The sequence below is a fragment of the Methylocaldum gracile genome (genome assembly GCF_053646815.1).
This window is the reverse complement of sequence record NZ_CM132196.1, coordinates 4,552,852-4,577,526: the sequence shown is the minus strand read 5'-3', so window position 1 is coordinate 4,577,526 and position 24,675 is coordinate 4,552,852. Positions and strand designations below refer to the sequence as shown.

The 24,675-nt window shown below is 57.2% G+C and carries 30 protein-coding genes; 22 read left to right on the top strand and 8 right to left on the bottom strand.

Going from position 1 to position 24,675, the window contains the following annotated elements; all coding sequences use genetic code 11:
• Positions 1 to 169: 169 nt before the first annotated feature.
• The 8 genes from alaC to parE all read left to right on the top strand — a co-directional run bounded on the left by alaC (position 170) and on the right by parE (position 7,858).
• Positions 170 to 1,354 carry an alanine transaminase gene (gene alaC / locus ACWJJK_RS20375; RefSeq protein ID WP_077728648.1) on the top strand — a complete coding sequence of 395 codons (1,185 nt, stop codon included), beginning with the start codon at positions 170 to 172 and terminating at the stop codon, positions 1,352 to 1,354.
• Positions 1,355 to 1,388: 34 nt separating this feature from the next.
• Positions 1,389 to 2,699 carry a homoserine dehydrogenase gene (locus ACWJJK_RS20370; protein ID WP_133718738.1) on the top strand — a complete coding sequence of 437 codons (1,311 nt, stop codon included), beginning with the start codon at positions 1,389 to 1,391 and terminating at the stop codon, positions 2,697 to 2,699.
• Positions 2,700 to 2,803: 104 nt separating this feature from the next.
• Positions 2,804 to 3,043, top strand: a complete 240-nt coding sequence (locus ACWJJK_RS20365; RefSeq protein ID WP_454128429.1) for a hypothetical protein — start codon at positions 2,804 to 2,806, stop codon at positions 3,041 to 3,043.
• Between the two features lie 155 nt (positions 3,044 to 3,198).
• Entirely contained in the window at positions 3,199 to 3,417 is a 219-nt protein-coding gene (locus ACWJJK_RS20360) for an addiction module protein (RefSeq protein ID WP_133718760.1), read from the top strand.
• Positions 3,414 to 3,707 carry a type II toxin-antitoxin system RelE/ParE family toxin gene (locus ACWJJK_RS20355; RefSeq protein ID WP_454128428.1) on the top strand — a complete coding sequence of 98 codons (294 nt, stop codon included), beginning with the start codon at positions 3,414 to 3,416 and terminating at the stop codon, positions 3,705 to 3,707. Before ACWJJK_RS20360 ends, ACWJJK_RS20355 begins: the two co-directional genes overlap by 4 nt.
• Before the next feature lie 34 nt (positions 3,708 to 3,741).
• A complete protein-coding gene (gene thrC, locus ACWJJK_RS20350) occupies positions 3,742 to 4,833 on the top strand; it encodes a threonine synthase (protein ID WP_454128427.1) in 1,092 nt (363 codons plus the stop codon).
• 29 nt (positions 4,834 to 4,862) lie between these two features.
• Entirely contained in the window at positions 4,863 to 5,882 is a 1,020-nt protein-coding gene (locus tag ACWJJK_RS20345; RefSeq protein WP_156880588.1) for a YaaC family protein, read from the top strand.
• Positions 5,883 to 5,971: 89 nt separating this feature from the next.
• Complete coding sequence (gene parE, locus ACWJJK_RS20340; protein ID WP_086134003.1) at positions 5,972 to 7,858, top strand: DNA topoisomerase IV subunit B; 1,887 nt, start codon at positions 5,972 to 5,974, stop codon at positions 7,856 to 7,858.
• Positions 7,859 to 7,924: 66 nt separating this feature from the next.
• On the opposite strand, the gene ACWJJK_RS20335 is transcribed toward parE, so the two are convergent.
• Positions 7,925 to 8,464 (bottom strand): ferritin-like domain-containing protein, encoded by a 540-nt coding sequence (locus ACWJJK_RS20335; RefSeq protein ID WP_077728656.1) that lies wholly within the window; start codon positions 8,462 to 8,464, stop codon positions 7,925 to 7,927.
• A 307-nt stretch (positions 8,465 to 8,771) separates the two neighbouring features.
• Here ACWJJK_RS20335 and ACWJJK_RS20330 point away from each other — a divergent pair, with 307 nt between their 5' ends.
• Both ACWJJK_RS20330 and argF read left to right on the top strand, forming a co-directional pair.
• Positions 8,772 to 9,959 (top strand): acetylornithine transaminase, encoded by a 1,188-nt coding sequence (locus ACWJJK_RS20330; RefSeq protein ID WP_454128426.1) that lies wholly within the window; start codon positions 8,772 to 8,774, stop codon positions 9,957 to 9,959.
• Positions 9,956 to 10,855 (top strand): ornithine carbamoyltransferase, encoded by a 900-nt coding sequence (gene argF / locus ACWJJK_RS20325; RefSeq protein ID WP_077728658.1) that lies wholly within the window; start codon positions 9,956 to 9,958, stop codon positions 10,853 to 10,855. The genes ACWJJK_RS20330 and argF overlap by 4 nt, the downstream gene beginning before the upstream one ends.
• A 46-nt stretch (positions 10,856 to 10,901) precedes the next feature.
• On the opposite strand, the gene ACWJJK_RS20320 is transcribed toward argF, so the two are convergent.
• From ACWJJK_RS20320 to ACWJJK_RS20310, 3 genes are all read right to left on the bottom strand, one after another.
• Positions 10,902 to 11,882 carry a malate dehydrogenase gene (locus ACWJJK_RS20320; RefSeq protein WP_077728743.1) on the bottom strand — a complete coding sequence of 327 codons (981 nt, stop codon included), beginning with the start codon at positions 11,880 to 11,882 and terminating at the stop codon, positions 10,902 to 10,904.
• A gap of 280 nt (positions 11,883 to 12,162) precedes the next feature.
• A complete protein-coding gene (locus ACWJJK_RS20315) occupies positions 12,163 to 12,369 on the bottom strand; it encodes a heavy-metal-associated domain-containing protein (RefSeq protein ID WP_077728659.1) in 207 nt (68 codons plus the stop codon).
• A gap of 9 nt (positions 12,370 to 12,378) precedes the next feature.
• Positions 12,379 to 12,672 carry a hypothetical protein gene (locus ACWJJK_RS20310; protein ID WP_133718730.1) on the bottom strand — a complete coding sequence of 98 codons (294 nt, stop codon included), beginning with the start codon at positions 12,670 to 12,672 and terminating at the stop codon, positions 12,379 to 12,381.
• Between the two features lie 112 nt (positions 12,673 to 12,784).
• On the opposite strand from ACWJJK_RS20310, the gene ACWJJK_RS20305 reads away from it, so the two are divergent.
• Genes ACWJJK_RS20305 through ACWJJK_RS20295 form a run of 3 tightly spaced genes read left to right on the top strand, consistent with a single transcriptional unit; the run spans position 12,785 to position 14,955 of the window.
• Positions 12,785 to 14,125, top strand: coding sequence for a nicotinate phosphoribosyltransferase (locus tag ACWJJK_RS20305; RefSeq protein WP_156880574.1), 1,341 nt, complete (start codon positions 12,785 to 12,787; stop codon positions 14,123 to 14,125).
• Between the two features lie 15 nt (positions 14,126 to 14,140).
• The gene (locus ACWJJK_RS20300) at positions 14,141 to 14,752 is read left to right on the top strand and encodes an alpha-ketoglutarate-dependent dioxygenase AlkB family protein (protein WP_086134076.1); all 612 of its coding nucleotides are present in this window, start codon (positions 14,141 to 14,143) and stop codon (positions 14,750 to 14,752) included.
• Between the two features lie 17 nt (positions 14,753 to 14,769).
• Positions 14,770 to 14,955 carry a hypothetical protein gene (locus ACWJJK_RS20295; RefSeq protein WP_077728661.1) on the top strand — a complete coding sequence of 62 codons (186 nt, stop codon included), beginning with the start codon at positions 14,770 to 14,772 and terminating at the stop codon, positions 14,953 to 14,955.
• 50 nt (positions 14,956 to 15,005) lie between these two features.
• On the opposite strand, the gene ACWJJK_RS20290 is transcribed toward ACWJJK_RS20295, so the two are convergent.
• Positions 15,006 to 16,295 carry a hemolysin family protein gene (locus tag ACWJJK_RS20290; protein WP_240502395.1) on the bottom strand — a complete coding sequence of 430 codons (1,290 nt, stop codon included), beginning with the start codon at positions 16,293 to 16,295 and terminating at the stop codon, positions 15,006 to 15,008.
• Between the two features lie 54 nt (positions 16,296 to 16,349).
• Here ACWJJK_RS20290 and ACWJJK_RS20285 point away from each other — a divergent pair, with 54 nt between their 5' ends.
• Genes ACWJJK_RS20285 through ACWJJK_RS20270 form a run of 4 tightly spaced genes read left to right on the top strand, consistent with a single transcriptional unit; the run spans position 16,350 to position 18,403 of the window.
• Positions 16,350 to 16,604, top strand: a complete 255-nt coding sequence (locus ACWJJK_RS20285; RefSeq protein WP_139841055.1) for a hypothetical protein — start codon at positions 16,350 to 16,352, stop codon at positions 16,602 to 16,604.
• Between the two features lie 33 nt (positions 16,605 to 16,637).
• Positions 16,638 to 17,144 carry an Hsp20/alpha crystallin family protein gene (locus ACWJJK_RS20280; protein WP_086134008.1) on the top strand — a complete coding sequence of 169 codons (507 nt, stop codon included), beginning with the start codon at positions 16,638 to 16,640 and terminating at the stop codon, positions 17,142 to 17,144.
• 58 nt (positions 17,145 to 17,202) lie between these two features.
• Positions 17,203 to 17,868, top strand: a complete 666-nt coding sequence (locus tag ACWJJK_RS20275) for a DUF1614 domain-containing protein (protein ID WP_077728663.1) — start codon at positions 17,203 to 17,205, stop codon at positions 17,866 to 17,868.
• 55 nt (positions 17,869 to 17,923) lie between these two features.
• On the top strand, positions 17,924 to 18,403 hold the full coding sequence (locus tag ACWJJK_RS20270; protein ID WP_434111211.1) for a CDP-archaeol synthase: 480 nt from the start codon (positions 17,924 to 17,926) through the stop codon (positions 18,401 to 18,403).
• On the opposite strand, the gene ACWJJK_RS20265 is transcribed toward ACWJJK_RS20270, so the two are convergent.
• Both ACWJJK_RS20265 and ACWJJK_RS20260 read right to left on the bottom strand, forming a co-directional pair.
• A complete protein-coding gene (locus ACWJJK_RS20265; RefSeq protein ID WP_133718759.1) occupies positions 18,400 to 19,452 on the bottom strand; it encodes a metallophosphoesterase in 1,053 nt (350 codons plus the stop codon). The genes ACWJJK_RS20270 and ACWJJK_RS20265 overlap by 4 nt on opposite strands.
• 5 nt (positions 19,453 to 19,457) lie before the next feature.
• Positions 19,458 to 19,766 carry a hypothetical protein gene (locus tag ACWJJK_RS20260; RefSeq protein ID WP_077728665.1) on the bottom strand — a complete coding sequence of 103 codons (309 nt, stop codon included), beginning with the start codon at positions 19,764 to 19,766 and terminating at the stop codon, positions 19,458 to 19,460.
• A 154-nt stretch (positions 19,767 to 19,920) separates the two neighbouring features.
• On the opposite strand from ACWJJK_RS20260, the gene ACWJJK_RS20255 reads away from it, so the two are divergent.
• The gene (locus ACWJJK_RS20255) at positions 19,921 to 20,277 is read left to right on the top strand and encodes a nucleotide pyrophosphohydrolase (RefSeq protein ID WP_086134010.1); all 357 of its coding nucleotides are present in this window, start codon (positions 19,921 to 19,923) and stop codon (positions 20,275 to 20,277) included.
• Positions 20,278 to 20,328: 51 nt separating this feature from the next.
• On the top strand, positions 20,329 to 20,958 hold the full coding sequence (gene hflD, locus ACWJJK_RS20250) for a high frequency lysogenization protein HflD (RefSeq protein ID WP_156880572.1): 630 nt from the start codon (positions 20,329 to 20,331) through the stop codon (positions 20,956 to 20,958).
• Here the strand turns inward: hflD and ACWJJK_RS20245 are convergent.
• A complete protein-coding gene (locus ACWJJK_RS20245) occupies positions 20,945 to 21,322 on the bottom strand; it encodes a 4a-hydroxytetrahydrobiopterin dehydratase (protein ID WP_454128425.1) in 378 nt (125 codons plus the stop codon). The two genes, hflD and ACWJJK_RS20245, sit on opposite strands and share 14 nt — an antisense overlap.
• A 217-nt stretch (positions 21,323 to 21,539) precedes the next feature.
• Between ACWJJK_RS20245 and ACWJJK_RS20240 the strand changes: the two genes are divergently transcribed.
• The 3 genes from ACWJJK_RS20240 to ACWJJK_RS20230 all read left to right on the top strand — a co-directional run bounded on the left by ACWJJK_RS20240 (position 21,540) and on the right by ACWJJK_RS20230 (position 24,565).
• Positions 21,540 to 22,511: an L-threonine 3-dehydrogenase gene (locus ACWJJK_RS20240; protein ID WP_347257290.1), complete on the top strand. Its 972-nt coding sequence runs from the start codon at positions 21,540 to 21,542 to the stop codon at positions 22,509 to 22,511.
• Positions 22,512 to 22,628: 117 nt separating this feature from the next.
• Positions 22,629 to 23,867 carry an aminotransferase class I/II-fold pyridoxal phosphate-dependent enzyme gene (locus ACWJJK_RS20235; RefSeq protein WP_454128424.1) on the top strand — a complete coding sequence of 413 codons (1,239 nt, stop codon included), beginning with the start codon at positions 22,629 to 22,631 and terminating at the stop codon, positions 23,865 to 23,867.
• 335 nt (positions 23,868 to 24,202) lie between these two features.
• Positions 24,203 to 24,565, top strand: a complete 363-nt coding sequence (locus ACWJJK_RS20230; RefSeq protein WP_077728670.1) for an HPF/RaiA family ribosome-associated protein — start codon at positions 24,203 to 24,205, stop codon at positions 24,563 to 24,565.
• The last annotated feature ends 110 nt before the right edge of the window (positions 24,566 to 24,675 follow it).

The window sequence follows — 24,675 nt, the reverse complement described above, 5'->3', positions numbered from 1 at the left end:
TAAAGTTAGATCGCGATGCAGGCGCAGTTTCCCACGGCTGGCCGCATTCGGCTAGCCTGTCAGGCCCAAAGCGCCGTTGACAGTCTAAAAGCGCATCGGTACTTTAAGTTGTTTGGCCACGCGCCTACGCATTCCGCTTAAAAAATACCCCCTACGCAAAGAGTCCTGGATGGAAGAATTTCAACGTATCAAGCGCCTGCCCCCCTACGTTTTCAATATCGTTAACGAACTCAAGGCCAAGGAGCGCGCCCAGGGTGTCGATATCATCGACTTCGGCATGGGTAATCCCGACCGGCCCACGCCGCAGCATATCGTCGACAAACTGGTAGAGGTGGCGCAGAAAGGAACCGCCCACCGATATTCCGTTTCCAAAGGCATTCCCCGTCTTCGCAAAGCCATCTGCGGATGGTATCGGCGCCGTTTCGGCGTGGATCTCGATCCCGACTCCCAGGCGATCGTCACCATCGGTTCGAAAGAGGGCCTGGCCCATCTGATGTTCGCCACCCTGGGGCCGGGCGATGCGGTGCTGGTCCCGAATCCGGCTTATCCCATCCATCCTTACGGCTGCGTTTTGGCGGGGGCTGATGTGCGCCACGTGCCGCTGGTGCCGGGCGTGGATTTCTTCGATGAATTGGAAAAAGCCATCAAGACCTCGTGGCCCAAGCCCAAGATGCTGATTCTGAACTTCCCCGGCAATCCGACCACCCAATGCGTGGAATTGGAGTTCTTCGAAAAGGTCGTCGAGCTGGCTCGGGAATACAAAATCTGGGTCGTGCACGACATCGCCTACGCGGACCTGGTGTTCGACGGATATGCCGCGCCTTCCATCCTGCAGGTGCCCGGAGCCACCGACATCGCCGTCGAGTTCTTCACGCTCTCCAAGAGCTACAACATGCCCGGCTGGCGGGTGGGCTTCATGTGCGGCAACCGCGAACTGGTCGCGGCTTTGGGGCGCATCAAGTCCTATCTCGACTACGGCACGTTCACACCGATCCAGGTGGCCGCGATCGCCGCCCTGGAGGGGCCTCAGGACTGCGTCGCCGAGATCCGGGAAACCTACCGCGTACGCCGCGACGTCTTGTGCGCAGGGCTGGACAACATCGGCTGGACGGTCCAAAAACCCAAAGGCACCATGTTCGTTTGGGTGCCCATTCCGGAGCAGTACCGGCATCTGGGTTCCCTCGAGTTCGCCAAGAAACTGCTGCTGGAGGCCCAGGTGGCGGTGTCTCCCGGCGTCGGTTTCGGCGAGTACGGGGACGATCACGTCCGCTTCAGCCTGATCGAGAACGAACACCGCACCCGCCAGGCGATCCGAGGAATACGACATATGATGCGCAAGGATAACTCGGTATAATTTCGGCATTTTTGTTGCTACACAGGAGAGCGTCTTGAAACCCGTAAATATCGGTTTGCTCGGTTTGGGCACGGTCGGGGGCGGCACGGTCAAGGTCCTCAAGCGGAACGCCGGCGAAATTACGCGCCGAGCCGGCCGGGAAATCCACATTAGCGTCGTGGCGGCTCGAGACCTCAACCGTTCCCGGATTTGCGACACTGCCGGCATCCGATTGACTACGGACCCGTACGAAGTCGTTACTGATCCCGAGGTAGACATCGTCGTGGAACTGATCGGCGGTCTCGACCCGGCGAAAGATCTGGTAATGCGAGCGCTGGACGCCGGCAAGCACGTGGTCACCGCCAACAAGATGCTCATCGCCCTCCACGGCAACGAGATCTTCGCCAAGGCCAGCGAAAAAGGGCTGATGGTGGCTTTCGAAGCGGCCGTGGCCGGTGGGATTCCCATCATCAAGGCGGTGCGGGAAGGGCTTTCGGGCAACAAGGTGGAGTGGCTGGCCGGGATCATCAACGGCACCTGCAATTTCATCCTGACCGAGATGCGCGAAAAGGGGCGGGATTTTCAGGATGTGCTTAAGGAGGCGCAAGCGCTGGGTTATGCCGAATCCGATCCGACCTTCGACGTGGAGGGCATCGATGCCGCCCACAAGCTGACGATCCTGGCCTCCATCGCCTTCGGCATTCCTCTCCAGTTCGACAAGGTCTGGACCGAGGGCATCAGCAGCATCACGGCGCTTGATGTGGCCTACGCGGAAGCCTTGGGATATCGCATCAAACTGCTCGGCATCGCCCGTCGCGCCGAAAAAGGCATCGAGCTGCGGGTGCATCCCACCTTGATTCCCGAGCGGCGCTTGATCGCCAACGTCAACGGCGTCATGAACGCCGTTCTGGTCAAGGGTGACGCAGTGGGCCCGACCCTGTTCTACGGCGCGGGCGCCGGGGCCGAGCCCACGGCCTCGTCGGTCGTGGCGGACATCATCGATGTGGTGCGCACATTGACCTCCGATCCCGAGAACCGGGTGCCGCATCTGGCCTTTCAGCCCGAGGCGATTTCCGACATTCCCATTCTGCCCATCGAAGATGTCGAAACGGCATACTATCTCCGCCTCAGCGCCGAGGACAAGCCCGGCGTTCTGGCCGACGTGACGCGTATTCTGGCCAACCACAATATCAGTATTGAAGCGATTATCCAGAAAGAGCCGCCGAACGGCGAAAGTCATCTGCCCGTCATCATGCTGACGCAGAAGGTTCAGGAGCGGAAGCTGAACGGCGCCATTCGGGAGATCGAGGCGCTGTCCGTCATAAACGGACCGGTGAAGCGGATTCGGTTGGAAACACTGGGGTAACATTCCAATTCGAGGTATTACCCAATGGCACTCCGATATAAACGCAACCCAACCCAACCCAATGGGAAATTCGAGAGGCATATCTCCTCGGACGGAAACACAAGATGTTTGAGATTTTCGAGAAGCCACATGAAGGTAATCCATATCCGCACGATGAAAGAGGATGGACGTATTTGTACGGGTGGGATGATTATGGGCAGCGTTGGGATGAGCGACGCGGTGGCAAACCGCCAGCTAATTTTGATTTAGATGCCGAGAAGCAGCATTTTTACGGGCCACCAAATAACGTTCAGCCATCTTTGACTAAAGAATTGAAGGAACTGTTTCTTTCCGAAATCTCGTAGGGGGGGGGGTGCAGCATATGTCAGCCTAATTTAGGCGAGGGAAACTGAACATTGCGGAAGATACTCTTGCTCGCCTCAGATCGACGAACTATGAACTTCGTGATGCTTCTCTATCTATGACAGGCGATATCGCAACTGCGCCAGAGGAAAATGATATGTCAGCGACAAACGATTTAATCAAGCAGGCATTGGCTCTGCCCCCCGGCGAACGAATCGAGTTGATCGAACGAGTCTTAAATAGTCTTGACCAGCCGGATGAGGCCATCGATAAATTGTGGGCCGAAGAGGCAGAAAGGCGTCTGGAAGACTATCGCTCCGGAAAAATGGAATCCGTCTCGATGGAAGATGTGATGGCGAAGTATTCCGTTAAATGAATGTCCGGTTTCTCGCTCCGGCACAGAAGGAATTGGACGAAGCCGTGGAATACTATGAATCGCAACTGCCCGGCTTAGGTATTCAGTTTTTGTCGGAAATTCGCGAAGCCATCGAGAATGTCAAACGGTTTCCTCATGCTTGGCACCGCTTTAGCGAAAACACCCGGCGTTATCGGACGAAGCGTTTTCCCTACGGCATGATTTATCAGCTCTTGGACCACGAAATCCTGATTGTGGCTATTGCCCACCTGCATCGCGAGCCCGGTTACTGGTGCGATCGAGCAAAATAATCAAGTTTTTAAACAAATCGCTTAGAGACTCATCATGGCATATTCGACCCGCTATACCGGTCTTATCGAAAAATACCGCGACCGCCTGCCGGTAACCCCGGACACCCGGCCCATTAGCCTGTGCGAGGGCAACACGCCGCTGATCCAGTTGGTCAACATCCCGACGCTGATCGGCAAGGATGTGGATATTTACGTCAAGTTCGAAGGCTTGAATCCTACCGGCTCGTTCAAGGACCGCGGCATGACCATGGCCGTGACCCAGGCCGTGCACGAGGGCAGCCGGGCCATCATCTGCGCCTCCACCGGCAATACCTCGGCCGCTGCGGCCGCGTACGCCGCGCGTGCCGGCATCACCGCTTTCGTGCTGATCCCCGAAGGCAAGATCGCCATGGGCAAGCTGGCCCAGGCCATGATCTACGGCGCCGAGGTCATTCAGATTAACGGCAATTTCGACGCCGGAATGCAGTTGGTCAAGGAGATCGCGGACCATGCGCCGGTGACCATCGTGAACTCGATCAATCCGTATCGCATCGAAGGGCAGAAAACGGCTGCTTTCGAAATCGTCGATACTCTCGGCCGCGCTCCGGATTATCACTGCCTGCCGGTCGGCAACGCCGGCAATATCACGGCTTATTGGAAGGGCTACAGCGAATACGCTCTCGGCACCGAAACCCACGCGCCGGTCACCGACAAACGGCCGATCATGTGCGGCTATCAGGCCGCGGGCGCCGCGCCCTTCGTCAGCGGCGAGTTCGTGGATCATCCCGAAACCGTTGCTACCGCCATTCGCATCGGTCATCCGCAGTCGTGGGACGGCGCCTGGCGAGCGCAGAAGGAATCGGACGGCTGGTTCGCGCCTTTTACCGACGAGGAAATCCTGGCGGCGCAGAGACTTTTGGCGGAAAAGGAAGGCATCTTCTGCGAACCGGCCTCGGCCACTTCCCTGGCAGGCGCGCTGCACGACATCAAGTCCGGCCGCATTCCCGAGGGCAGCACCATCGTCTGCACCCTCACCGGCAACGGCCTCAAGGACCCCGACACGGCCATCTCCCAGTGCACGGCCAAGCCGGTGACGGTAGATGCAACTTTGGATTCGGTGAAGCGGGCGATTTTGGAGGCGATGTAAGCGGAGCTTAGGGGCGTGGCGCTCTAGAAGTGCTTCATTTATACGATCAGAAAGCTAAGCCATTAATCATCAAGCGGCGCAGATTGCTCCGTTTGCCGAATTCTGCTCAAGCTGTCCTCTCCGCAGGTTTGGCTAAATTGCATAGCGCGACAGGAAGTCGCTGCTGGGCGTTGCCCGCTACTCGATTTCCTGAAGAGGTTGCACATTACTATGCTCGTCACAAGGCACTTGGCTCTCCAGGACCAAGACCAAAGCTTCGCACGGCTGTCAGCGCATCTTTCGCTGAGGAGCAAGCGCTAAGAGTCGATGCTGCCCTTAACTTTGCCGAAATAGGGGAGCGTGCTGATCCGCTGATTAAACCAATCCTGCTTTATTACTCCTGTGCTCATCTCTGTGGTGTGTATAGTCGAGCGTTTCTCGAGTGGGAGTGTGACAGCCGGAGCCATGGGCTGACCTGTAATCATAGGGCTGGTGATGTCCGGAATACTCAGCTCACTATTGCGAAAGCTGGATTGTTTCCGAGAGTCTCAACAACCTGTTTTCTGTTTACGGGACAGCCAAACTGTTTCTCTCCCTTGGTAACCTATTCTTGCCAACCGGTTGCCCATGTGGCCTCGGGAGAACTGCTGGCGAATTTCGGAAAGAATGAATTGGGAAGGCCAATTACCAAAATCACTTTAGATGAACTCGCGAACTTCGAGTTCGGGACGCGCCTGAAAGCGGTGCGTCAGTGGCATGGGTTCCATAAATATCGCGGCTTGCCCACGACAGCGTTTCTCCTCGATGTGTTAACCCTATTTCTTGGAAGCTCCTTGGCGCGATATGACATATTAGGTTGGAAGCAAATTTTGGAGGGAAAAGATAATTCCTATCGAATCCACTTCGAGGAAACATACGAGCGATTTTTGCAGTTCGGGATAGATTTTCTGCTGGCTATGCTTGAAAACCCTCTCCAAGATTTCAATCAACGTTTGATTCCCTCGTCGCCAAGTCCTTATTCAGCTGATGATGAATCTCGTTTTTCCCAAGATCCCAACTATCAGCTCTGAGGCAACGGACTCCATCTCTATTTTGATTGCCACAGATTGATGGCCGTTGCCGTTACTCTTAAGAATCGTAATAGGCAATTTAATTTTCCATGAACGAAACTTACGACGCCTCATCCATTGAAGTTCTTTCGGGACTAGACCCGGTGCGCAAGCGGCCGGGCATGTACACCGATACCGCGCGCCCGAATCACCTGGTCCAGGAAGTGGTCGACAACAGCGTCGACGAAGCCTTGGCGGGTTATGCGAAATCCATCGAAGTGCGGCTGCTGGCTGACGGCGGGGTGGAGGTCCGGGATGACGGCCGCGGCATGCCGGTGGATATTCACCCGGAACTCGGCGTATCCGGGGTGGAGGTGATCCTGACCAAGCTGCACGCGGGCGGAAAGTTTTCGAACAAGAATTACCGCTTCTCCGGGGGACTGCACGGGGTCGGCGTTTCGGTCGTGAATGCATTGTCCGACCGGCTCGAAGTCGAAGTGCGCCGGGGCGGGAAAATCTATGCGATGAGTTTCGCCCAAGGTGAAAAAACCTCCGAGCTGCGCGAAATCGGAACTACCGCCAAGCGCGATTCCGGCAGCACGGTCCGGTTCTGGCCCGAAGCCCGCTATTTCGATACGCCGCGCATCGCCGTTCCGCGCCTGAAAGCCTTGCTTCGCGCCAAGGCGGTGCTGTGTCCGGGGCTCAAAATCACTCTCAAGGACGAACAGGCCAACGAAGAGGAAGTATGGCACTACGAGAACGGACTTCCACAGTATCTGCTGGACCGCATCGGATCGAACGAGTGCGTTCCGGAAGAACCCTTCGTCGGCAATCTCGAAGGCCATCAGGAGGCCGCCGACTGGGCGGTGCTCTGGACGCCCGAAGCAGGCGAGCCGGTCACGGAGAGCTACGTTAATCTGGTGCCGACGCCCCAAGGAGGCACCCACGTCAACGGGCTGCGTACCGGACTGACCGAGGCGGTGCGGGAATTCTGCGAATTCCGTAATCTTCTGCCGCGCGGCATCAAGATCGCGCCGGAAGACGTCTGGGAGCGCTGCCATTACGTGCTTTCGGTCAAGATGCAGGAGCCTCAGTTTTCCGGCCAGACTAAGGAACGGCTCAGTTCCCGCGAATGCGCGGCGTTCGTGTCCGGGGTGGTTAAGGATGCGTTCAGCCTGTGGCTCAACCAGCATCCCGCCATCGGCGAGCGCATTGCCGAACTGGTGATCGAGAGCGCCCAAAAGCGGCTCAAGGCCAGCCGCCAAGTGACCCGCAAGAAAATCACGGCGGGGCCTGCTCTTCCTGGCAAACTCGCCGATTGCAGTTCCCAGGACATGCAGCTGACCGAGTTGTTCCTGGTGGAGGGCGATTCCGCCGGCGGTTCCGCGAAACAGGCGCGGGACAAGGAATACCAGGCGGTGATGCCCTTGCGCGGCAAGATTCTCAACACTTGGGAAGTGGATTCCGGCGGCGTGCTCGCGTCTCAGGAGGTGCACGACATCAGCGTGGCGATCGGCGTAGAGCCGGGTTCCGCCGATCTGAGCGGGCTGCGTTACGGCAAGATCTGCGTGCTGGCGGACGCCGATTCCGACGGCAACCACATCGCAACCTTGCTGTGCGCGCTGTTCGTCCGTCATTTCCGACCTTTAGTTTCGGCTGGGCACGTCTTCGTCGCCATGCCGCCCTTGTACCGGATCGACGTGGGCAAGAACGTTTATTACGCCCTGGACGAAGCGGAAAAAAAGGGCGTGCTCGACCGGATCGAGGCGGAAAAGATCAGGGGCAAGATTAACGTCCAGCGCTTCAAAGGCTTGGGCGAGATGAATCCGTCGCAGCTCCGCGAAACCACGATGAATCCCGACACCCGGCGGCTGGTTCAGCTGACCCTGGAAGAGCAGCAAGCGACCGACGAGCGCCTGGATATGCTCCTGGCCAAGAAGCGCGCCGCCGATCGCAAGGTTTGGCTCGAGGAAAAGGGCAATCTGGCGGAAGTCTGAGCCTATTTTCGAACAGTCAGGGTTTGATGATCCGCCGCGCGTTAATTCCTGCCGACACTCATCGGTTTACTGTCCGAGCTCCTGTAAGAGGCTGACCAGATCCTCGGCATGTTCCTCTTCTTTGGCCAGGACGCCTTCCATAAGGTTGCGGGTGGTGGGATCGTTATTCCCGAGATACTCGATGATCTCTCGGTAGCTGTCGATCGCGATACGCTCGGCTATCAGATCCTCCTTGATCATATCGATCAGCGACTCGCCCTCCACGTATTCGGAATGGCTTTTCGATTGCAATCCTTCCGGCGCCAAATCGGGCTCTCCGCCCAACTGCACGATGCGTTGGGCAATGCTGTCCGCGTGCATCTGTTCCTCGTTGGCGTGCTCCAGGAACTCTTGGGCGACGCTTTGCGCATTGATGCCGGTCGCCATGAAATAGTGGCGCTTGTAACGGAGCACGCATACGATTTCCGTGGCCAGTGCTTCGTTGAGCAGTCGGATCACAACCTCTCGGTCGGCCTTGTATCCCGGAGTCACCGCGCCCTGCTCGATGTGCTGCCTTGCGCGTTCTCTTAACGTTTTGACGTCGGTCAAAAACGGTCGATCTCCCATAGCCGAATCTCCTTACTGGTGATGGACATCTTGCTGTCGATGCTTGGCAGGTCTTGACCCGCTATTCGTTAAGACAGCTGATCCTGCAAAAAAGTCGAGCCAGTATCGAAGAGATGACGCCGGAATTGAGGGATCATCCTGCAAAAAGCCGAGAACTTCGGGTAACCGGCGCCAAGCTGCCGAGTCGTTGCCGGTATCCGGCCTTCAAGCCTCCAAGTGCTTGTACCTAAGCATTTTTTCACTATAATGTTTCCCTTCTTTTTGGGGCAGTCTTGCGACTGCCTTTTTATTTTGGGGAAGACGAGTGATGACCAGTCAGGTAATGCCGACTTATGCCCGGTTGCCGATAACGTTCGACCGGGGCGAGGGTGCATGGCTTTGGGACACGGAGGGCAAGCGCTATCTGGACGCCATTTCAGGGGTGGCAGTATGCAGCCTGGGTCATGCCCATCCAGCCGTTTCCCGTGCGATCTGCGAACAGGCGGGCAAATTGCTGCACACTTCGAACATTTACCGCATCGAGCTGCAAGAAGAGCTCGCCGGCGAACTGTGCCGCCTGAGCGGACTGGATAACGCCTTTTTCTGCAATTCCGGCGCCGAGGCGAACGAAGCGGCCATCAAGATCGCCCGCCGTTACGGGCATCATCGCGGCATCGATCGGCCCGCCGTGATCGTCATGGAGGGCAGCTTTCACGGCCGCACGCTCGCGACCTTGAGCGCCACCGGCAATCCCAAGGTGCAGGAGGGTTTCGAACCCCTGGTCGAAGGCTTCGTGCGAGTGCCGTACGGCAGCGTCGCGGCTGTCGAGGCCGTGGCCAACCCCAATGTCGTGGCGGTCCTGGTGGAACCGGTGCAGGGCGAGGGCGGCGTACGCGTTCCGGCTGACGATTTCCTGCCCGGCCTTCGCCGCATCTGCGATCAGCGCGGTTGGCTCTTGATGCTGGACGAGGTCCAGACCGGTATCGGCCGGACCGGCAAATGGTTCGCCTTCCAGCACCACGGCATCATGCCCGATGTCATGACCCTGGCCAAAGCCTTGGGCAACGGCGTACCGATCGGTGCCTGCCTCGCCAGAGGAATTGCGGCGGACATGTTGAACGCCGGCAAGCACGCGTCCACCTTCGGCGGCAATCCCCTGGCATGTAGCGCCGCACTGGCCGTATTGCGGACGATCTCCGAAAACCGCTTGGTGGAGCGTGCGGGAGAACTCGGCGAGCGTTTGTTGATCGGGATTCGCGACAAGCTGGCCGGCAATCCTCGTGTCGTGGATATCCGCGGGAAAGGGCTGATGATCGGCATCGAGCTCGATACCCCTTGCATCGATCTGGTCGCTCAGGCGCTGAGCCGCGGGTTTTTGATCAATGTTACGGCGGACCGAACGATACGCTTGTTGCCGCCGTTCGTTTTGAACGACGATGAAGAGAAGCTGTTAATCGAAGGGATCTCTGCTCTGGTCGCCGACTACACGGCCCATGGGGTCGGAGAACGCGTATGAAACCACGTCATTTGATTACTCTTTTGGATTTGAGCAGCGAGGAGTTCCGCGCGCTCATCCGACGGGCCATCGAGCTCAAGCACATGAAGAGCCCATACGAGCCGCTGAGAAACAAAGTGCTCGGGATGATGTTCGAGAAGTCCTCCACCCGCACCCGATTGTCGTTCGAGGTCGGCATGGTGCAGTTCGGCGGTGCCGCGATCTTTCTGTCGCCGCGGGATACCCAGTTGGGACGGGGCGAACCCATCGAAGACTCCGCCCGCGTCGTTTCGCGCATGGTCGATGGGGTCATGCTGCGTACCCATGCCCACGAAACGGTGGAAACTTTCGCGGCCTATTCGCGGGTGCCGGTCATCAACGGTCTCACGGATAGATTCCATCCGTGTCAGCTGCTCGCCGACATGCAGACCTATTTCGAGCACCGCGGCGACATTGCCGGCAAGACGGTGGCCTGGATCGGCGACGGCAACAATATGTGCCAGACCTATATTCACGCGGCAGGATTGCTCGATTTCAAGCTCCGGATTGCTTGCCCCGCAGGTTACGAGCCGGAATCGGCATTGATCGAATGGGCCGGCGATCGCGTGGAACTGCTGAGCGATCCGTCGGACGCAGCGCGCGGAGCGGATTTGGTGGTGACGGATGTTTGGGCAAGCATGGGGCAGGAATCCGAACAGGCGCAGCGCAGGAATGCCTTCCAAGGCTACCAAGTCGATTCGACTCTGATGGAACTGGCGGCTTCGGAGGCGCTATTCATGCATTGTCTCCCGGCCCATCGCGGCGAGGAGGTCAGCGCCGAAGTGCTGGAAGGCCCGCAAAGCGTGGTCTGGGACGAGGCCGAGAACCGCTTGCATTCGCAAAAGGCGTTGCTGGAATTGCTGCTGGTAAAAAACTGACTTTTTATCCGGGACGCGGCGGCCGACACTGCGCCGCCGCCCGCGTTCAACGGAGGAGATGCCGCACCGCTTCGCGTTCGGCCAACAGCTCGGCTTCGGTTATCTTGAGTTTCTCCCGGCTGAACTCGCCGGTTTCCAAATTTTGTACGATCCGGTACTGTGCGTCCCCAATTTCGACCGGGTAGGAAAACATGAGGCCCGGTGCGATACCGTAACTGCCGTCGCTGAGGATAGTCATACTGGTCCAGTCCCCAGTCGGCGTGCCGAACAGCCAATTCCGCATATGGTCTAGCGCTGCGTTGGCGGCGGAAGCGGCACTCGATTTTCCGCGTGTTTGAATCACCACCGCGCCACGGTTCTGTACGGTCGGAATGAACTCCTTTTCGTACCAATCCCATTCGACCCTGTCGAGCGCCGGCTTTCCCTGAACCAGTGCATGATGCAAGTCCGGGTACTGCGTGGTCGAATGATTGCCCCAGATGATCACTTTCCGAATATCGCTCACCGAGCAACCGCAATGCAGGGCTAACTGGCTTACCGCCCGATTGTGGTCGAGCCGGGTCATGGCGGAAAAATTTTCCGGCGGAAGATCGGGGGCATTGTGCTGGGTGATCAAGGCATTGGTGTTGGCGGGATTGCCGACCACCAGCGTTTTGACGCTGCGTTTGGCGGCGGCATTGAGCGCCCGGCCCTGGATGGCGAAGATGTCCGCATTCACCCTCAAGAGATCCTTGCGCTCCATGCCGGGCCCCCGCGGTTTCGCGCCGATCAAGAAGGCGAGATCGGCATTTTCGAACGCCACATAAGGATCATCGGATACGATCACATCGTGGAGTAAGGGCGGGGCGCAATCGATGAGTTCCATCCTTACGCCGTCCAATCCGACGATGGCCTCCGGAATCTCGAGCAAATGCAATACGATGGGTTGATCGTCGCCCAGCAAGTCCCCTGCAATCAGCCGAAACAGCAATGCATAACTAATTTGCCCCGCCGCTCCCGTAACGGCGATATGCGCAGGCGTTTTCATGTGAATACCCTTTTTATAGTTGAGCATCGAGCCGCGGCACGAAGGCCGATAAGCATCTCCCTACTTGAAAACCTCTCAGACATTAGACAGGGATACGGCGCGATTCGCCATTCCATTCTATCCATCGGCACTGCTCCGAATACCATTACGAGTCGGCAAACATTTTTCCTATCGTGTGCTGGATTTGTGGACGCGGCTACGGTCCCTGCAAAGCCGAACGGATTGCTCATCCTAACGGAGGAAAGTACCGCCTGGCGCAAAAGCTCGCGTGACGGAACTTTCAGCCGACCGTGAAGCCTTTTTCGGTGATTGCCTGCTTAACCGAGGCCAGGTCGGTTCTTGTTTCGTCGTAATCGATTTCGACCGTGCTGGCCGTGTGGGAAGCCTTGGCTGATGAAACGCCGACACAGGATTTAACGGCGTCCTGGACCTGATTTTCGCAGCCGCCGCACTTCATGCCCGTTACCTTCAAGACAATTTTAGCCATTGGTCATACTCAATCTGTGAAATCTGTGATTTTCGACACGGATTCGCGGGCCAGCCGCGATTGTGATCTCGCCAGTGCGACATCGTCTGAACTAAAAGCCGGTGGATTGCGCCGAAGTTCAAACAGGGCAATGCCGCTTCTAAAGCAGGCTTTGAACTTGATGCCATGTCCGGACGCCCAAGAATTATAAGTCTTGGCGTTGGAGCGAACCAGACATTCAATACCGGCTCGAACGGCATTTGAAGCAATAGTCCGTTTGACAGCCGATGTCCGATCGCTCGATGATTCGATATCGCTAGACATTATTTATTTGTGACTCCGAACAGCCAAAAAATTCCGCGTAGTTTTTAAGGCCGTTAATAATCGCCGACTTTGTCTCGGACGCCCGTCTGATATCGCAGGACCGGATTACAGCATGAAAACACAACACGCCGCGCTCCTTACCGATCTTTATCAGCTTACCATGCTGCAGGCCTATCATCGGGAGGGCATGTCCGGCACCGCGACCTTCGAACTGTTCGTACGGAAGATTCCGCCGAACCGAAATTTTCTGATTGCCGCCGGGCTGGAACAGCTTGTCGAATTCCTGGAAGACTTCGAGTTTTCCGACGAGGAGTGCGAGTGGCTCGGTACTTTGGATTACTTTACGCCCGAGTTTATCGACCATTTGTCCAAGCTTCGCTTCACCGGGGATGTTTATGCCATCCCGGAAGGAACGGTCCTTTTTCAGAACGAGCCGATCGTTCGGGTAACGGCGCCGATTGCCGAGGCCCAGATCATCGAGACCCGTTTGATCAATATCGTTCAGCTCCAGACCATGATCGCTTCGAAAGCGGCTAGATCGGCGCTCGCCGCGCCGGGAAAGCTTTTGGTGGATTTCGGACTGCGCCGCGCCCACGGCGCCGAGGCCGGTCTGATGGCCGCCCGAGCCGCTTATCTGGCCGGTTTCGACGGTACGTCGAATGTTCTGGCCGGAAAATTATTCGACATTCCGGTTTACGGCACCATGGCCCATTCCTACATCATGGCGCATGACGACGAGGTCGAAGCATTCGAGCGGTTTGCGGAAAGCCTGCCGGGCAACGTGCTGCTTCTGATCGATACCTACGACACGCTGGAAGCCGCCCGAAAAGTGGTTACTTTGGCTCCCAGGCTGGCCGAAAGAAACATCCCCATAAAAGGGGTGCGTTTAGACAGCGGCGATATGGCGGAACTGGCTAAGGGGGTACGGTCGATTCTGGATGAGGGCGGGCTCACGGAGTGCAGCATTTTCGCCAGCGGCGATCTGGACGAGCACGAACTCTTTAGGATGCTCGAGGCAGGCGCTCCTATCGATGGATTCGGAGTCGGAACGCGTTTGACGACATCCCAGGATATGCCGTACTTGAACTGCGCTTACAAGTTGCAGGAATATGCGGGGCGTCCCAGACGCAAGCGATCGAAAGGCAAGGAGAATTGGCCTGGGCGCAAGCAGGTGTACCGCCGTTACGACGATGAAGGCCACATGCTGCACGATGTGATGGCCGAGGAAAGCGAGTCTCAGATCGAAGGCGAACCGCTGCTTCGCCAGGTAATGGCCAAAGGCAAGCGCGTCGGTGCACAGGAGACGCTCGCTGTCATGCGGGAGCGGTTACGGGGACAATTGCAGCAATTGCCGCCCGCCCTGAACGCCATCGAAGAGAGCGCCGTGTACACCGTTCTGATTTCCGATGGTCTGCAGCGTTTGGTGGAACGGATGGATAGCGCGGGTCTTTGAACGGGGTTGTTCGGTTTGCGTCAGCCAGGCTCACCGGCCCAATGGCCCACGGTTAATCTCGCGCCTCGGGACGGCGAATTGTATTTCGTCGAAGATTTCGTTTCTCGCCCGGAAGCGGATGCGCTTCATATCCTTTTGCGGCGGGAGTTGGCTTGGCAGGAAGAAGACATCACGGTTTTCGGCAGGCGGGTGAGGGTACCGCGGTTGGTGTGCTGGTACGGGGACGCGGGCGCGGCTTACCGCTACTCCGGCGTGAGCCATGAACCGCTGCCTTGGAACGAAACCTTGTCGATGCTGAAGGACCGCGTTGAAAGGTTTTGCGGGCGGCGGTTCAACAGCGTGCTCGGCAATCTCTATCGAGACGGCCGGGACTCGATGGGCTGGCATGCCGACAAGGAGAAAGAGCTCGGATCGAACCCGTTCATCGCCTCTTTGAGTTTTGGCGCCGAACGGCTGTTCAGGCTTCGCCACAACAAGACCGGAGAAACCTTGGAAATCGTCTTGACCCACGGCAGCCTGCTGCTCATGGGCGGGCGTTTGCAGCATGGGTGGCGACATTCCGTGCCGAAAGCGCGGGAGCCTAAGACCGAACGCATTAATTTGACTTTCAGAACCATTTTTTCCTGAGTTGAGGAGTTCGATCCATGGGCGATGTCGTTAATTTCCGGCGGCCGAAGGCCTCGGAAAAGCACGCCGGCAAGACATTGTGCCGGAGCGGTTTTCACAAATGGATAGTGGTGCGGGAAAAGCCCTTTGACGTCAAGCAGGGCAAGCTGATTACCGTTTATCGGTGCGAACGCTGCGGCATCACGAAGAACGAGTCACGCTGATCAAGCCAAGTTTAGGGCTACGTCGAGTTTCTCCGTCGTCTCAAGCCTTGTTAGCCGAAATCGATCGGCGAAACCAACAGCTTGTCCACTCGATTCTTGTCCATGTCGACCACTTCGAAACGAAGGTGATTCCATTCGAAATGATCGGCCGCGCGCGGAACGTGACCGAGCTGCAGCATGACGAAGCCGCCTATCGTATGGAAATTGCCCGTGGCCTCGTCGGGTAGTTCCTCCAAGTCGAAGATCTGCTTGAATTTCGCGGTGCTCAGCATTCCGTCCAAAAGCCAGGAGCCGTCGTTTCGCTGAATGGCTTCCGGTTCTTCTTCCCCTTCAGCCATAGGAATGTCGCCCACGATGGCTTCCATCACATCCTTGAGCGTGACCAGTCCGGCGACTTCGCCGTATTCGTCCACGACTAAAGCCATGGGCGTTTTCGAGCGCTTGAACTCCTCCAACAGTTGCATGGGATTGAGGGATTTCGGCACGTAGCGTGGCGTTTTGATCAGTCGGCCCAGGTCGATGGAATCGCCGAGGAGGGCTTTGGTCAGCAGATCCTTGGCCTGGACGAATCCTATGACGTTGTCGAGCCCGTCTTTGCAGACGGGGATTCTCGAATAGGGGCTGTCGATGATCTTTCGGCGGTTTTCCTCGAATGAATCCTTGATGTCCAGGTAATAGATATCCATCCGAGGCGTCATGATCGCCCCGACGCGAAGCACATCCAGGCGCAGGACGTTCGAAACCATCTCCTGTTCGGATTTATCGAACACGCCGGCTGCGGTGCCCTGATCGATCATGATCCTGATTTCCTTTTCGGTGATCAGCGGCTCCTCGGGCTGTCGCGCTCTAAACAGCCGCAGAATGAAGTCGGTCGATAGGCTCAGAATCTTGACCAGAGGATACGCCACCAGCGAAATGAAATTCATCGGCCGGGCGATAACCATGGCGATTTTCTCCGGCTTTTGCAGCGCTAGCCGCTTCGGAACCAGCTCGCCGATGATCAGAGAAAAGTAAGTAATCCCGATGACCACCACGGCCAGCGATAGACCGCGGCTGTAAGGCGCAATTTCCGGAAACTGTTCGAGATATTCGGCTAGTTCGCCGGAAATGGCGGCTTCACCGAAAGCGCCCATGAGAATCCCGATCAAGGTGATGCCGACCTGAATCGTGGAAAGGAAATGAGAAGGTTCGTTGGCTAACTGGAGGGCGGCTTTAGCGCCGAAATGGCCTTCTTGGGCGGACTGTTGCAGGCGGATTTTCCGGGCGGAGACTATGGCCATTTCCGACATGGCGAATACGCCATTCAACAGAAAAAGAAAGACCAATATGAGAATTTCCATCAAAAGATAGCGGTTGTTTATCCGGTAAGCTAGAGTAGCGAATAAGAAAGGGCGATGCAAAAATGGTGTTTTGAAGCGCCGACAGTTGAAGAAGGGGAAAAGAAAACCGAAGGGGACATCTTGCGAACCCCACGCCATGTTGCCGATACGGCTTTCTCTTGCAACACTTTGACATGGGTTGTTGTCGAATGTTGCACGACCTATGGAAGGCAGCAGCTCGTCGCAAAGCCGTTGAAAAATGTCGTTAACGGTCTTATTTCAGAAACCGGCATGTCCGGCTTTGTTCTCTCTAGCGTGCCTGATATGTGAATCCAAGTTTGCGTTTATAAAGGAGGAAATGCTATGACCGACAAGCGAGAGAGTCAGACCAAAAAGTCCACCGGCAAAGAAGTGACGCAGCCGCAAGCGGGGCAATTCCTAAGCCCCTTGGACGAGCTCGAGCAATGGTTCGACGAGGTGCGGCGCAACTGGATGCAACCGTTCTTTTTTGGACGGGGCTGGCCGGAAAGAGAGTCCGTCTTCGGCGGGCGCGTGCCTAGAGTGGATGTGATCGACCGCGAACCGGAGTTGCTGGTCCGTGCGGAGTTGCCGGGGGTCAGCAAGGAAAACCTCGATGTCTCGCTGCAGGACAATACACTCAGCATTCGGGCCACGACCCGACGCGAGGAAGAGGAGGAAAAAGGCCAGTTCTACCGGCGCGAGCTGAGTCGGGGCGAATTTCAGCGGACCATCCGCCTGCCTTGCCCGGTGGAAGGGGATAAGGTCAAGGCGAATTTCAAAGATGGCGTGCTCGAGTTGACCATTCCCAAGGTGGCCACCTCCAAGCGTAAAAGCATTAAAGTCGAATAACCCATGAGGGGCCGTGGGACATGCCCCACGGCCTTTTTTATGGGCTGGACCAGCGCTGATGCGATCACCGTTTTCACCTCTCTACTTTTTGTTCTTTTTGGGCTTGCTGCTGTGGATTATCTTCAGTATCAAGCTGGGGCTGATTACCCTAACTTTCCAGAAACTCGGTTTGAATCCGGAATCGGCGCTGACGCTGTTGATTACCTCCTTGCTCGGCAGCGCCATCAATCTGCCTTTGTTTACGCTGCGGGTATCCGCCGCGCCACCGCCGATTGAAAGAATAGGATACGGCTTGCTGCGCCGGCCGCCGGTGCCTTTTACCGGCCGCACTCAAGTCGCGGTAAACGTGGGCGGCTGTTTGGTGCCGGTGCTGTTCTCGCTGTACCTGGTCAACAGCTACAGTGTTCCGCCTTTGCAAATTATTGCGGCTACGGCTTTTGTCGCTTCGGTCAGCTACTTCATGAGCCGGCCCATTCCGGGCGTCGGCATCGGCATGCCGGTCTTGGTCGCTCCGCTCGCGGCGGCTCTGGCCGCCATTTTCCTGGGAGAGGAATATCGGGCTCCTCTCGCCTATATCTCGGGATCGTTGGGGGTCTTGATCGGTGCCGATCTCTTGCGCCTGAAGGATATTCGCCGAATGGCGGCTCCGATTGCATCCATCGGAGGCGCCGGCACTTTCGACGGCATTTTCATAACCGGCCTGGTGGCAGTGCTCTTGAGCTGAAGCGGCGACATTCTCGAATTGCGGTACCGGTTTTGGGCGGCCGATTACGGTGACAATGCTGACTCTTAAACTTCTATTCCTGCTAATGGCCGCTAACGGCGTTCCCATACTGATCAACAAGGGACTGGGCGAGCGTTTGGCATGGCCTATAGACGGCGGCGCGCATTTCGTCGACCGGCGGCCGCTGTTTGGCTCGTCCAAGACCTGGAGAGGGTTCATTGCTGCGATTCCGGTTACCGGACTGGCCGCCGCGGGGGTAGGATTTCCCTTCGAGCTGGGTCTTTGCATCGGCGCCACGGCGATGCTGGGCGATCTCTTTTCCAGCTTCATCAAGAGGCGTCTTGGTGTTCCGGCCAGTGGCATGGCATTAGGACTGGATCAAATTCCGGAGTCTTTGTTCCCTTTACTTGCCGTGCGTGTCGAGCTGGGTTTGGAGCTTATCCATGTGGCCGGTCTCGTCGCCGGCTTTACATTCATGGAACTCGTGGTCTCGCGTATCCTTTTCCAGCTCCGGATACGCGAGCAGCCCTACTAGGTCGAGCGCAACTGATGCAGGGTTATCTCGGGCGGGCAGTTCAAACGCACATCCACGATGCTGACACCGCTGCCGGCTGATGTGTAACCCTGCAAGGAGTGGTAACGCCATGGTCCGTTGCAGAACGCTCTAGGGGCGTTTGCGTTGAGAATGATGGGAATGCCTCCGGGCAGGCAAATCTGGCCGCCGTGCGTGTGGCCGCTCAGCATCACGTCGAAATTGGCATAGGCCGCGTGCCGATACATCTCCGGCGAGTGCGAAAGCAGAATGGAAACCGACTCCTGTGGAATTTGATCGGTGGCTTTCTCGATGTTGTCGGCGCGGTAGTAGTGAGGGTCGTCGATGCCGGCGAGATAGATGGTCGCATCGCCGCGAGTTAGGGCGATAGACTCGTTCAACAGCATGTGGATTCCCAGGTTTTCCAGCCCAGGCGACATGCGGATGGTGTCATGATTGCCCAGGACGCCGTAGACCGGCCCCTTCAGAAACGGACGAACCTTTTGCATGGCCGTCAGCGTCGGTTCGTACGGACCATAGGTTTGTGCACGAAAATCGCCGGTCAGAACGCAGATGTCGTAGCCATCGACCCGGTTTACGGCGTCGATGAGCGTGTCGGGAATATCCTCCGAGATGTCCAGATGAAGATCGGTAATGTGCAGCAGAGTAAAACCGTCGAACGCCCGCGGGAGCCGTTCGAGCTTGATCTCGTTATGACGGATTTGGATGGTTCGGGCATTTTCGCGGCCTCGGTTGTGCAGCCACAAGAGTCGCAGGATATGGCGCATCAAGCCATGAACGGAATACCAATTTTCGATATGGAATAAAGTGCGTCCCTGGCCGAACACGCGAGCCTCGAAATCATGCTCTATGCCCAGTCTTTGGTTGAGGTGGCAGCGCCCTACCCGCCTTTCCAACCTTCGATAGGTCTCTGAATCGATGGGCGGACAACGGAGGTGGCCGAGGGGAATGGATTCTGACGCGAGCGCCGCGTCTCCGGCCGCCTTCAGCGGCGGAAAGGGAAAGCGCTGGCCCGGTGGCGTGGGCTGCATTCGCGTCAAGGCATCACATGATTCAAAAGCTTGGCCAGCTTGCCCACCGCATCGTACACGACCGGAACGGCATCGCCTATGCGGGACGGCTCCTTGACGGCTCTTTCGACCCGAGCCGCCGCTTGGTTCATGGCCTGAACCGCCTGCTGGTAGACCGGTGACGAGCTGCTGATGGTGATATTGACAAGGTCGATTTTCTGCTGAAACAGTTGATCAAGCAGTTCGTCCACCTGATCGGCTTCGGGCAGCTTTTTTTCGCTCAGGGTTTCCAAGGCGCGAATCGTGCGTTGCAGGTTCTGAATAAGACTTTCCATTTTTTTTACACCTTCACGAGCGATTGTTTACAAACATTGAACGAAATCACACGGAGTTCGTCCAGAGCTTGTTGTATTCATTCTCTTGCCATGTTCGTGTTAACTATTTTCGCTTAATCCGCCTCAATAAAAAAATACGCTAACAGAGCTTTCCATGAACATTGCAGCGATACAACAGGCTCTACGAGAGTTTGCCCGTGACAGAGACTGGGACCAATTCCACAGTCCGAAAAATCTCGCGATTGCGCTTTCCGTGGAGGCGGCGGAACTGCTGGAGCGTTTTCAATGGCTTAAGGATGATGAATCGCATCGTCTGGCCGAAAATCCCGAAGATTATCGCGCAGTGCGGGAGGAGATCGCCGACGTTCTGATTTATCTGCTGCGGCTGGCCGACCTCATGAGTATCGATTTGGAGGAGGCCGTGCAGGAAAAGATGCGGAAGAACGCTGAAAAGTATCCTGTCGAATTGGCCAAGGGAAACGCGGTGAAATACAATCGGCGCGACCAATAATCCCTCGCGGAGAATGGGTCTGTCATTTTTCGCCATTCGTTGCAGTCTGTGATGACAAAAACTTTACGCAATCAAGTGATCGCTTTGGCCGGCCTGTCCCAGGCGGTTTACCTCGTGCAGCACATCGCCAAGCGGGGAACGGCCGATCGCGAGGACATGGCGGCCAGCATCGGCAGCGTGCTCAAGATCGACTCGGGGGACGTGGTGGATGTTTACGGCGGTCTCCACTGCGTTATGACGGGGCTCAGGCAAATCGAAAAACAGTTGGGCGGTCCCGATGTCGTGGATCCGGAGCAGGCGCGCTACGCCTCGACGCTTATTTTTCTCGAGCGCAAGCTGATGAAGCAGCCCCGCATGCTCGAGGCCATTCGTGCAGGCATGGAAAAAGCCGCCGCCATTGCCGAAGAGCGGGGTGTTCTGGATGAGGAAGTGCTCGCAACGCTTGCCGAAACCTATCATCAGACCGTCAGCCAACTGAAGCCGCGGGTGATGGTGGCGGGCGAGCAGATGTATCTGTCCGATCCGGAGAATGGCAACAGAATCCGTGCGCTCTTGCTGGCCGGTATCCGCTCGGTGGTGCTGTGGCGAAAGTGCGGCGGCAGCCGATGGAAACTGCTGTTCCTTCGTCCGAAGCTGCAAAAGGAAGCGCAGCAGTTGCTCGAGTCGCTCAGTCGTACTTGAGATACCTGAAGCGCGGATCGTCCGGTGTGCCTTCCAGGATGCCGCCGGTTTTTGCGCCAGGCTGCCATTGCACGACCTCCTCGATCTTTTTCGCCAGAGCGAAATCCTTGTCCGTTACGCCTTTTGCCGTGTGAGTCATCAGCTTGACGATGACGAACGCATAAGACACGGTCAGATCGGGATGATGCCAGGCGGCCTCCGCGAGATGTCCGACCGTATTCACCACCATCAGGGTGGCTTTCCAGCTGTGGGTTCGGAATTTTCGGCGTATCCAGCCGTTTTCGTAATACCAATGCGGAAGCTCCTGCTTCAGGCGCTCTTCGATTTCTTCCTGGGAATAGGCCTTTTCTTCTTTTTTGGTCATGGTGAATACCTCCGGGCACGAGTGCTGACCAGTGACCCAGCTTGTGGTTCCCGAAACCTATTGTCAAGGCTCATACGGGTTCTGAGCAGTAACATCAGCGCCGTCATCCCCGTTGCATTGACCCGGTCATCGGCGAGATTTAACCTTGGCCTATCGATCTCTCGGAAACCGCTGGCTTTCTGCTGATCCGGAGCTCCGCGAGGGGAAGGAGAATACGATGGGTACACAAGGTCGAATTTTGGTGACCGGCGCGCTCGGCCAAATCGGTTCGGAGCTGATTCCGGCGTTGCGGACCCGATACGGAGACGGCCTCGTGGTGGCGGCCGATATTCGCATGCCCCCCGCCGGCGCGGGCGAAAGCGATAGCCTGTTCGAGCATCTCGACTGTACCCAGTTGCGCCAGATTCAGGACGTGGTGCGCCGTTACCGGATCGAGACCATTTATCATCTGGCGGCACTTCTTTCCGCCGTAGCCGAAGATCGGCCCCAGGTGGCCTGGAACGTCAATATGGGCGGTTTGTATCGTATGCTGGAAGTCGCCCGCCAGTACCGATGCGCCGTATTCTTTCCGAGTTCGATCGGCGCTTTCGGACCGACCACGCCGCGCGAAGACACGCCTCAAGACACCATCCAGCGTCCGACGACGATTTACGGCATCACCAAGCTTACCGGCGAATTGCTCTGCGACTACTATTTTCGCCGGTTCGGCGTCGATACCCGAGGCCTGCGCCTGCCGGGGATCATTTCCTATCGGACTCCGCCCGGCGGCGGAACCACCGATTACGCGGTGGAAATCTTCTACCAAGCGATCCGCTATCGTCATTACACCTGTTTTCTCCGGGCCGACACGCGTCTCGACATGATGTACATGCCCGATGCCGTTCGAGCCATGATGATGCTGATGGAAGCCGACGCCGCCGGGCTGAAACACCGCAATGCATTCAATGTGACCGCCATGAGTTTTACCCCTGGCGAATTGGCTGCCGAGATTCGGAAACATATTCCGGAATTTGCGATCGACTATGAGGTGGACCCGGTGCGTCAGGCGATTGCCGACTCCTGGCCCCAATCCCTGGACGACAGCGCGGCACGGACGGAGTGGGGCTGGACGCCACATTACGACATAACGCGTATGACGAGCGACATGCTCGAAAAGATTCGCGCAAAATTGCAGGGTGTATCTGCATAGGGACGGCAGCGGACTGCCTGAACGGATTGGAAAAGCTCCATGGAGCCCGGCTATCCCGGCTTTGATTCGCGTCCGATTGCCGTTTCCGGAATCAATTATTGAGCGACGAGGTGAACTATGGCCATGGACCGAATGGAGGCTTTGTTGAAGCAAGAGCTGGCGCAGCTGGACCGGTCCGGCGTGCGCAAGAGCCGGGAAACGATCATTACCGGCGTTCTGCCGCCGAGGGACGGGCACGGCATCCGTTATCTGCTGAAAGGAGAGGGAGACCATCCGTTTCTCCGCATGAACTCCAACGGCTATCTTGGGCTCGCGCATCACGCGGACGTGATGAGGGCGGAGGAGGAAGGCGTCCGGAATTACGGTGCGGGTCCCGGAGCCGTGCGCTTCATCAGCGGCACCTACGAGCCGCATGTGCGGCTGGAACAGCGTCTGGCCGAGTTCCACGGCCGCCAGGCGGCAATGCTGTTCAGCTCGGCTTACGCGGCGGTGATGGGCGTTTTGCCGACCCTGATAGGCCTCGAGACTGCGGTGATTAGCGACGAGTTGAACCACAACTGCATCATCAATGCGATCCGTCTGGCCCGGCCGAAGGAGAAGTTCGTTTACGAGCATTTGAACCTCGATCAGGCCGAGACGTTTTTACGGCAGGCGGCCGAGTCGTGCCGGCGGGGAATCATCGTGACCGACGGCATCTTCAGCATGCGCGGCGATCATGCCCCCCTAAAGGAACTGCTTGCGCTGGCCGAGACCTATGATGAAAAATTTGCCGAAGGGGTGTTCGTCGTAGTCGACGACTCCCATGGCGTCGGCGCTTTCGGGCAAACCGGCCGAGGCACCGAGGAGTATGCGGAGTGCGGGCCGGCGGATATTTTGATCGGTACCTTGGGAAAGGCTTTCGGCGTCAACGGGGGGTATGTCGTCGGCAGTTCGCTGCTGGTCGATTTTTTGCGCGAAAAAGCCCCGCTCTACATCTATTCGAACCCGATCACGCCGGGCGAAGCGGCCGCCGGCGCGAGAGCCGTGGAAATCGTGAGCGGTTCCGAGGGGCAGCAGCGGCTCGCGCGGCTGCGGGACTTGACGGCCAAGTTCCGGCAAGCTCTAACGGATTCGGGATTCGAGACGCTTCCCGGCGCGCATCCGGTCGTCCCTTTGATGCTCAGGGATACCGAAAGGACCCGGAGCATGGTCCTTCATCTGCGCGAGCGGGGCATTCTGGCGACCGGGATCGTTTATCCGGTAGTGCCCCGCGGCGACGAAGAAATCCGGTTTCAGGTTTCCGCGGATCATACCGAGGCGGACCTAGACGAGGTCTTGACGGCGCTGCGCGAGTTCTGGCGAACGAACGCCTCGTAATCGAACACCGGTTCCCGTGGCAAATCGGCCGGCAACCGTTTTCGAGCGCACGAGTCTTATGAATAAGCTTTCGCGTGAATATGCGGCGGGGCGCAAGTCGACAGGGCGACTTCGGGTTGTATATCATGTGCCCGGAGCGGCACGGAAATAAGGGGCTGAGCGCATATTCGGCCCCATCGACCCAAGCCTTACAGGGTCACAACACAACAACCAATGGACCGAACCACCAAGCAGAAGCCGGAAATTTGGACGAGCCGGACAGCATGCGCTGGACCAGGGCTTCGGTGGAGACTTTTTGGACTACTTACAGACTTGACACTTAATGGGAAAGACCTATGCAAGTACCACTAGAGATTACGTTTCGAGGCATTCCTCATTCCGACGCCGTTGAAACCCGCATTCGGGAGAAAGCCGCAAAACTGGAGCAATTCTGTGATCACATCATCAGCTGTAGAGTCGCCGTCGAGGCGGAGCATCATCATCAGCACCAGGGTAATCTCTATAAAGTCAGAATCGATTTGAGCGTTCCTCAGAAGCAGATCGTGGTCAGCCGCGACCATCACGACAAGCAGGCACATGAGGATGTGTACGTCGCGTTACGCGACGCGTTCGATGCCGCAAAGCGTCAGCTCGAGGAGCACGTCCGCATGCAGCGTGGCGAAATCAAGAACCATAAAATTTCGTCCACCGCCCTCTAATCGTTTAACCACACGACGGTCCGGGGCGTAACGAGATTTAATCGCTTCTTACGCCCCGCCGGTGTCCCGGTTCCCGCCAAAACCCCTTTCTCAGTTCCGCGCCTGTTTTA

Excerpts from the sequence above, each read along its gene's own strand:
- alaC (WP_077728648.1), top strand. The coding sequence starts at position 170 with ATGGAAGAATTTCAACGTATCAAGCGCCTGCCCCCCTACGTTTTCAAT.
- ACWJJK_RS20365 (WP_454128429.1), top strand. The coding sequence starts at position 2,804 with ATGTTTGAGATTTTCGAGAAGCCACATGAAGGTAATCCATATCCGCAC.
- ACWJJK_RS20360 (WP_133718760.1), top strand. The coding sequence starts at position 3,199 with ATGTCAGCGACAAACGATTTAATCAAGCAGGCATTGGCTCTGCCCCCC.
- ACWJJK_RS20355 (WP_454128428.1), top strand. The coding sequence starts at position 3,414 with ATGAATGTCCGGTTTCTCGCTCCGGCACAGAAGGAATTGGACGAAGCC.
- thrC (WP_454128427.1), top strand. The coding sequence starts at position 3,742 with ATGGCATATTCGACCCGCTATACCGGTCTTATCGAAAAATACCGCGAC.
- parE (WP_086134003.1), top strand. The coding sequence starts at position 5,972 with ATGAACGAAACTTACGACGCCTCATCCATTGAAGTTCTTTCGGGACTA.
- ACWJJK_RS20335 (WP_077728656.1), bottom strand. The coding sequence starts at position 8,464 with ATGGGAGATCGACCGTTTTTGACCGACGTCAAAACGTTAAGAGAACGC.
- ACWJJK_RS20330 (WP_454128426.1), top strand. The coding sequence starts at position 8,772 with ATGACCAGTCAGGTAATGCCGACTTATGCCCGGTTGCCGATAACGTTC.
- argF (WP_077728658.1), top strand. The coding sequence starts at position 9,956 with ATGAAACCACGTCATTTGATTACTCTTTTGGATTTGAGCAGCGAGGAG.
- ACWJJK_RS20320 (WP_077728743.1), bottom strand. The coding sequence starts at position 11,882 with ATGAAAACGCCTGCGCATATCGCCGTTACGGGAGCGGCGGGGCAAATT.
- ACWJJK_RS20315 (WP_077728659.1), bottom strand. The coding sequence starts at position 12,369 with ATGGCTAAAATTGTCTTGAAGGTAACGGGCATGAAGTGCGGCGGCTGC.
- ACWJJK_RS20310 (WP_133718730.1), bottom strand. The coding sequence starts at position 12,672 with ATGTCTAGCGATATCGAATCATCGAGCGATCGGACATCGGCTGTCAAA.
- ACWJJK_RS20305 (WP_156880574.1), top strand. The coding sequence starts at position 12,785 with ATGAAAACACAACACGCCGCGCTCCTTACCGATCTTTATCAGCTTACC.
- ACWJJK_RS20295 (WP_077728661.1), top strand. The coding sequence starts at position 14,770 with ATGGGCGATGTCGTTAATTTCCGGCGGCCGAAGGCCTCGGAAAAGCAC.
- ACWJJK_RS20290 (WP_240502395.1), bottom strand. The coding sequence starts at position 16,295 with ATGGAAATTCTCATATTGGTCTTTCTTTTTCTGTTGAATGGCGTATTC.
- ACWJJK_RS20285 (WP_139841055.1), top strand. The coding sequence starts at position 16,350 with ATGCAAAAATGGTGTTTTGAAGCGCCGACAGTTGAAGAAGGGGAAAAG.
- ACWJJK_RS20280 (WP_086134008.1), top strand. The coding sequence starts at position 16,638 with ATGACCGACAAGCGAGAGAGTCAGACCAAAAAGTCCACCGGCAAAGAA.
- ACWJJK_RS20275 (WP_077728663.1), top strand. The coding sequence starts at position 17,203 with ATGCGATCACCGTTTTCACCTCTCTACTTTTTGTTCTTTTTGGGCTTG.
- ACWJJK_RS20270 (WP_434111211.1), top strand. The coding sequence starts at position 17,924 with ATGCTGACTCTTAAACTTCTATTCCTGCTAATGGCCGCTAACGGCGTT.
- ACWJJK_RS20265 (WP_133718759.1), bottom strand. The coding sequence starts at position 19,452 with ATGCAGCCCACGCCACCGGGCCAGCGCTTTCCCTTTCCGCCGCTGAAG.
- ACWJJK_RS20260 (WP_077728665.1), bottom strand. The coding sequence starts at position 19,766 with ATGGAAAGTCTTATTCAGAACCTGCAACGCACGATTCGCGCCTTGGAA.
- ACWJJK_RS20255 (WP_086134010.1), top strand. The coding sequence starts at position 19,921 with ATGAACATTGCAGCGATACAACAGGCTCTACGAGAGTTTGCCCGTGAC.
- hflD (WP_156880572.1), top strand. The coding sequence starts at position 20,329 with ATGACAAAAACTTTACGCAATCAAGTGATCGCTTTGGCCGGCCTGTCC.
- ACWJJK_RS20245 (WP_454128425.1), bottom strand. The coding sequence starts at position 21,322 with ATGACCAAAAAAGAAGAAAAGGCCTATTCCCAGGAAGAAATCGAAGAG.
- ACWJJK_RS20240 (WP_347257290.1), top strand. The coding sequence starts at position 21,540 with ATGGGTACACAAGGTCGAATTTTGGTGACCGGCGCGCTCGGCCAAATC.
- ACWJJK_RS20235 (WP_454128424.1), top strand. The coding sequence starts at position 22,629 with ATGGCCATGGACCGAATGGAGGCTTTGTTGAAGCAAGAGCTGGCGCAG.
- ACWJJK_RS20230 (WP_077728670.1), top strand. The coding sequence starts at position 24,203 with ATGCAAGTACCACTAGAGATTACGTTTCGAGGCATTCCTCATTCCGAC.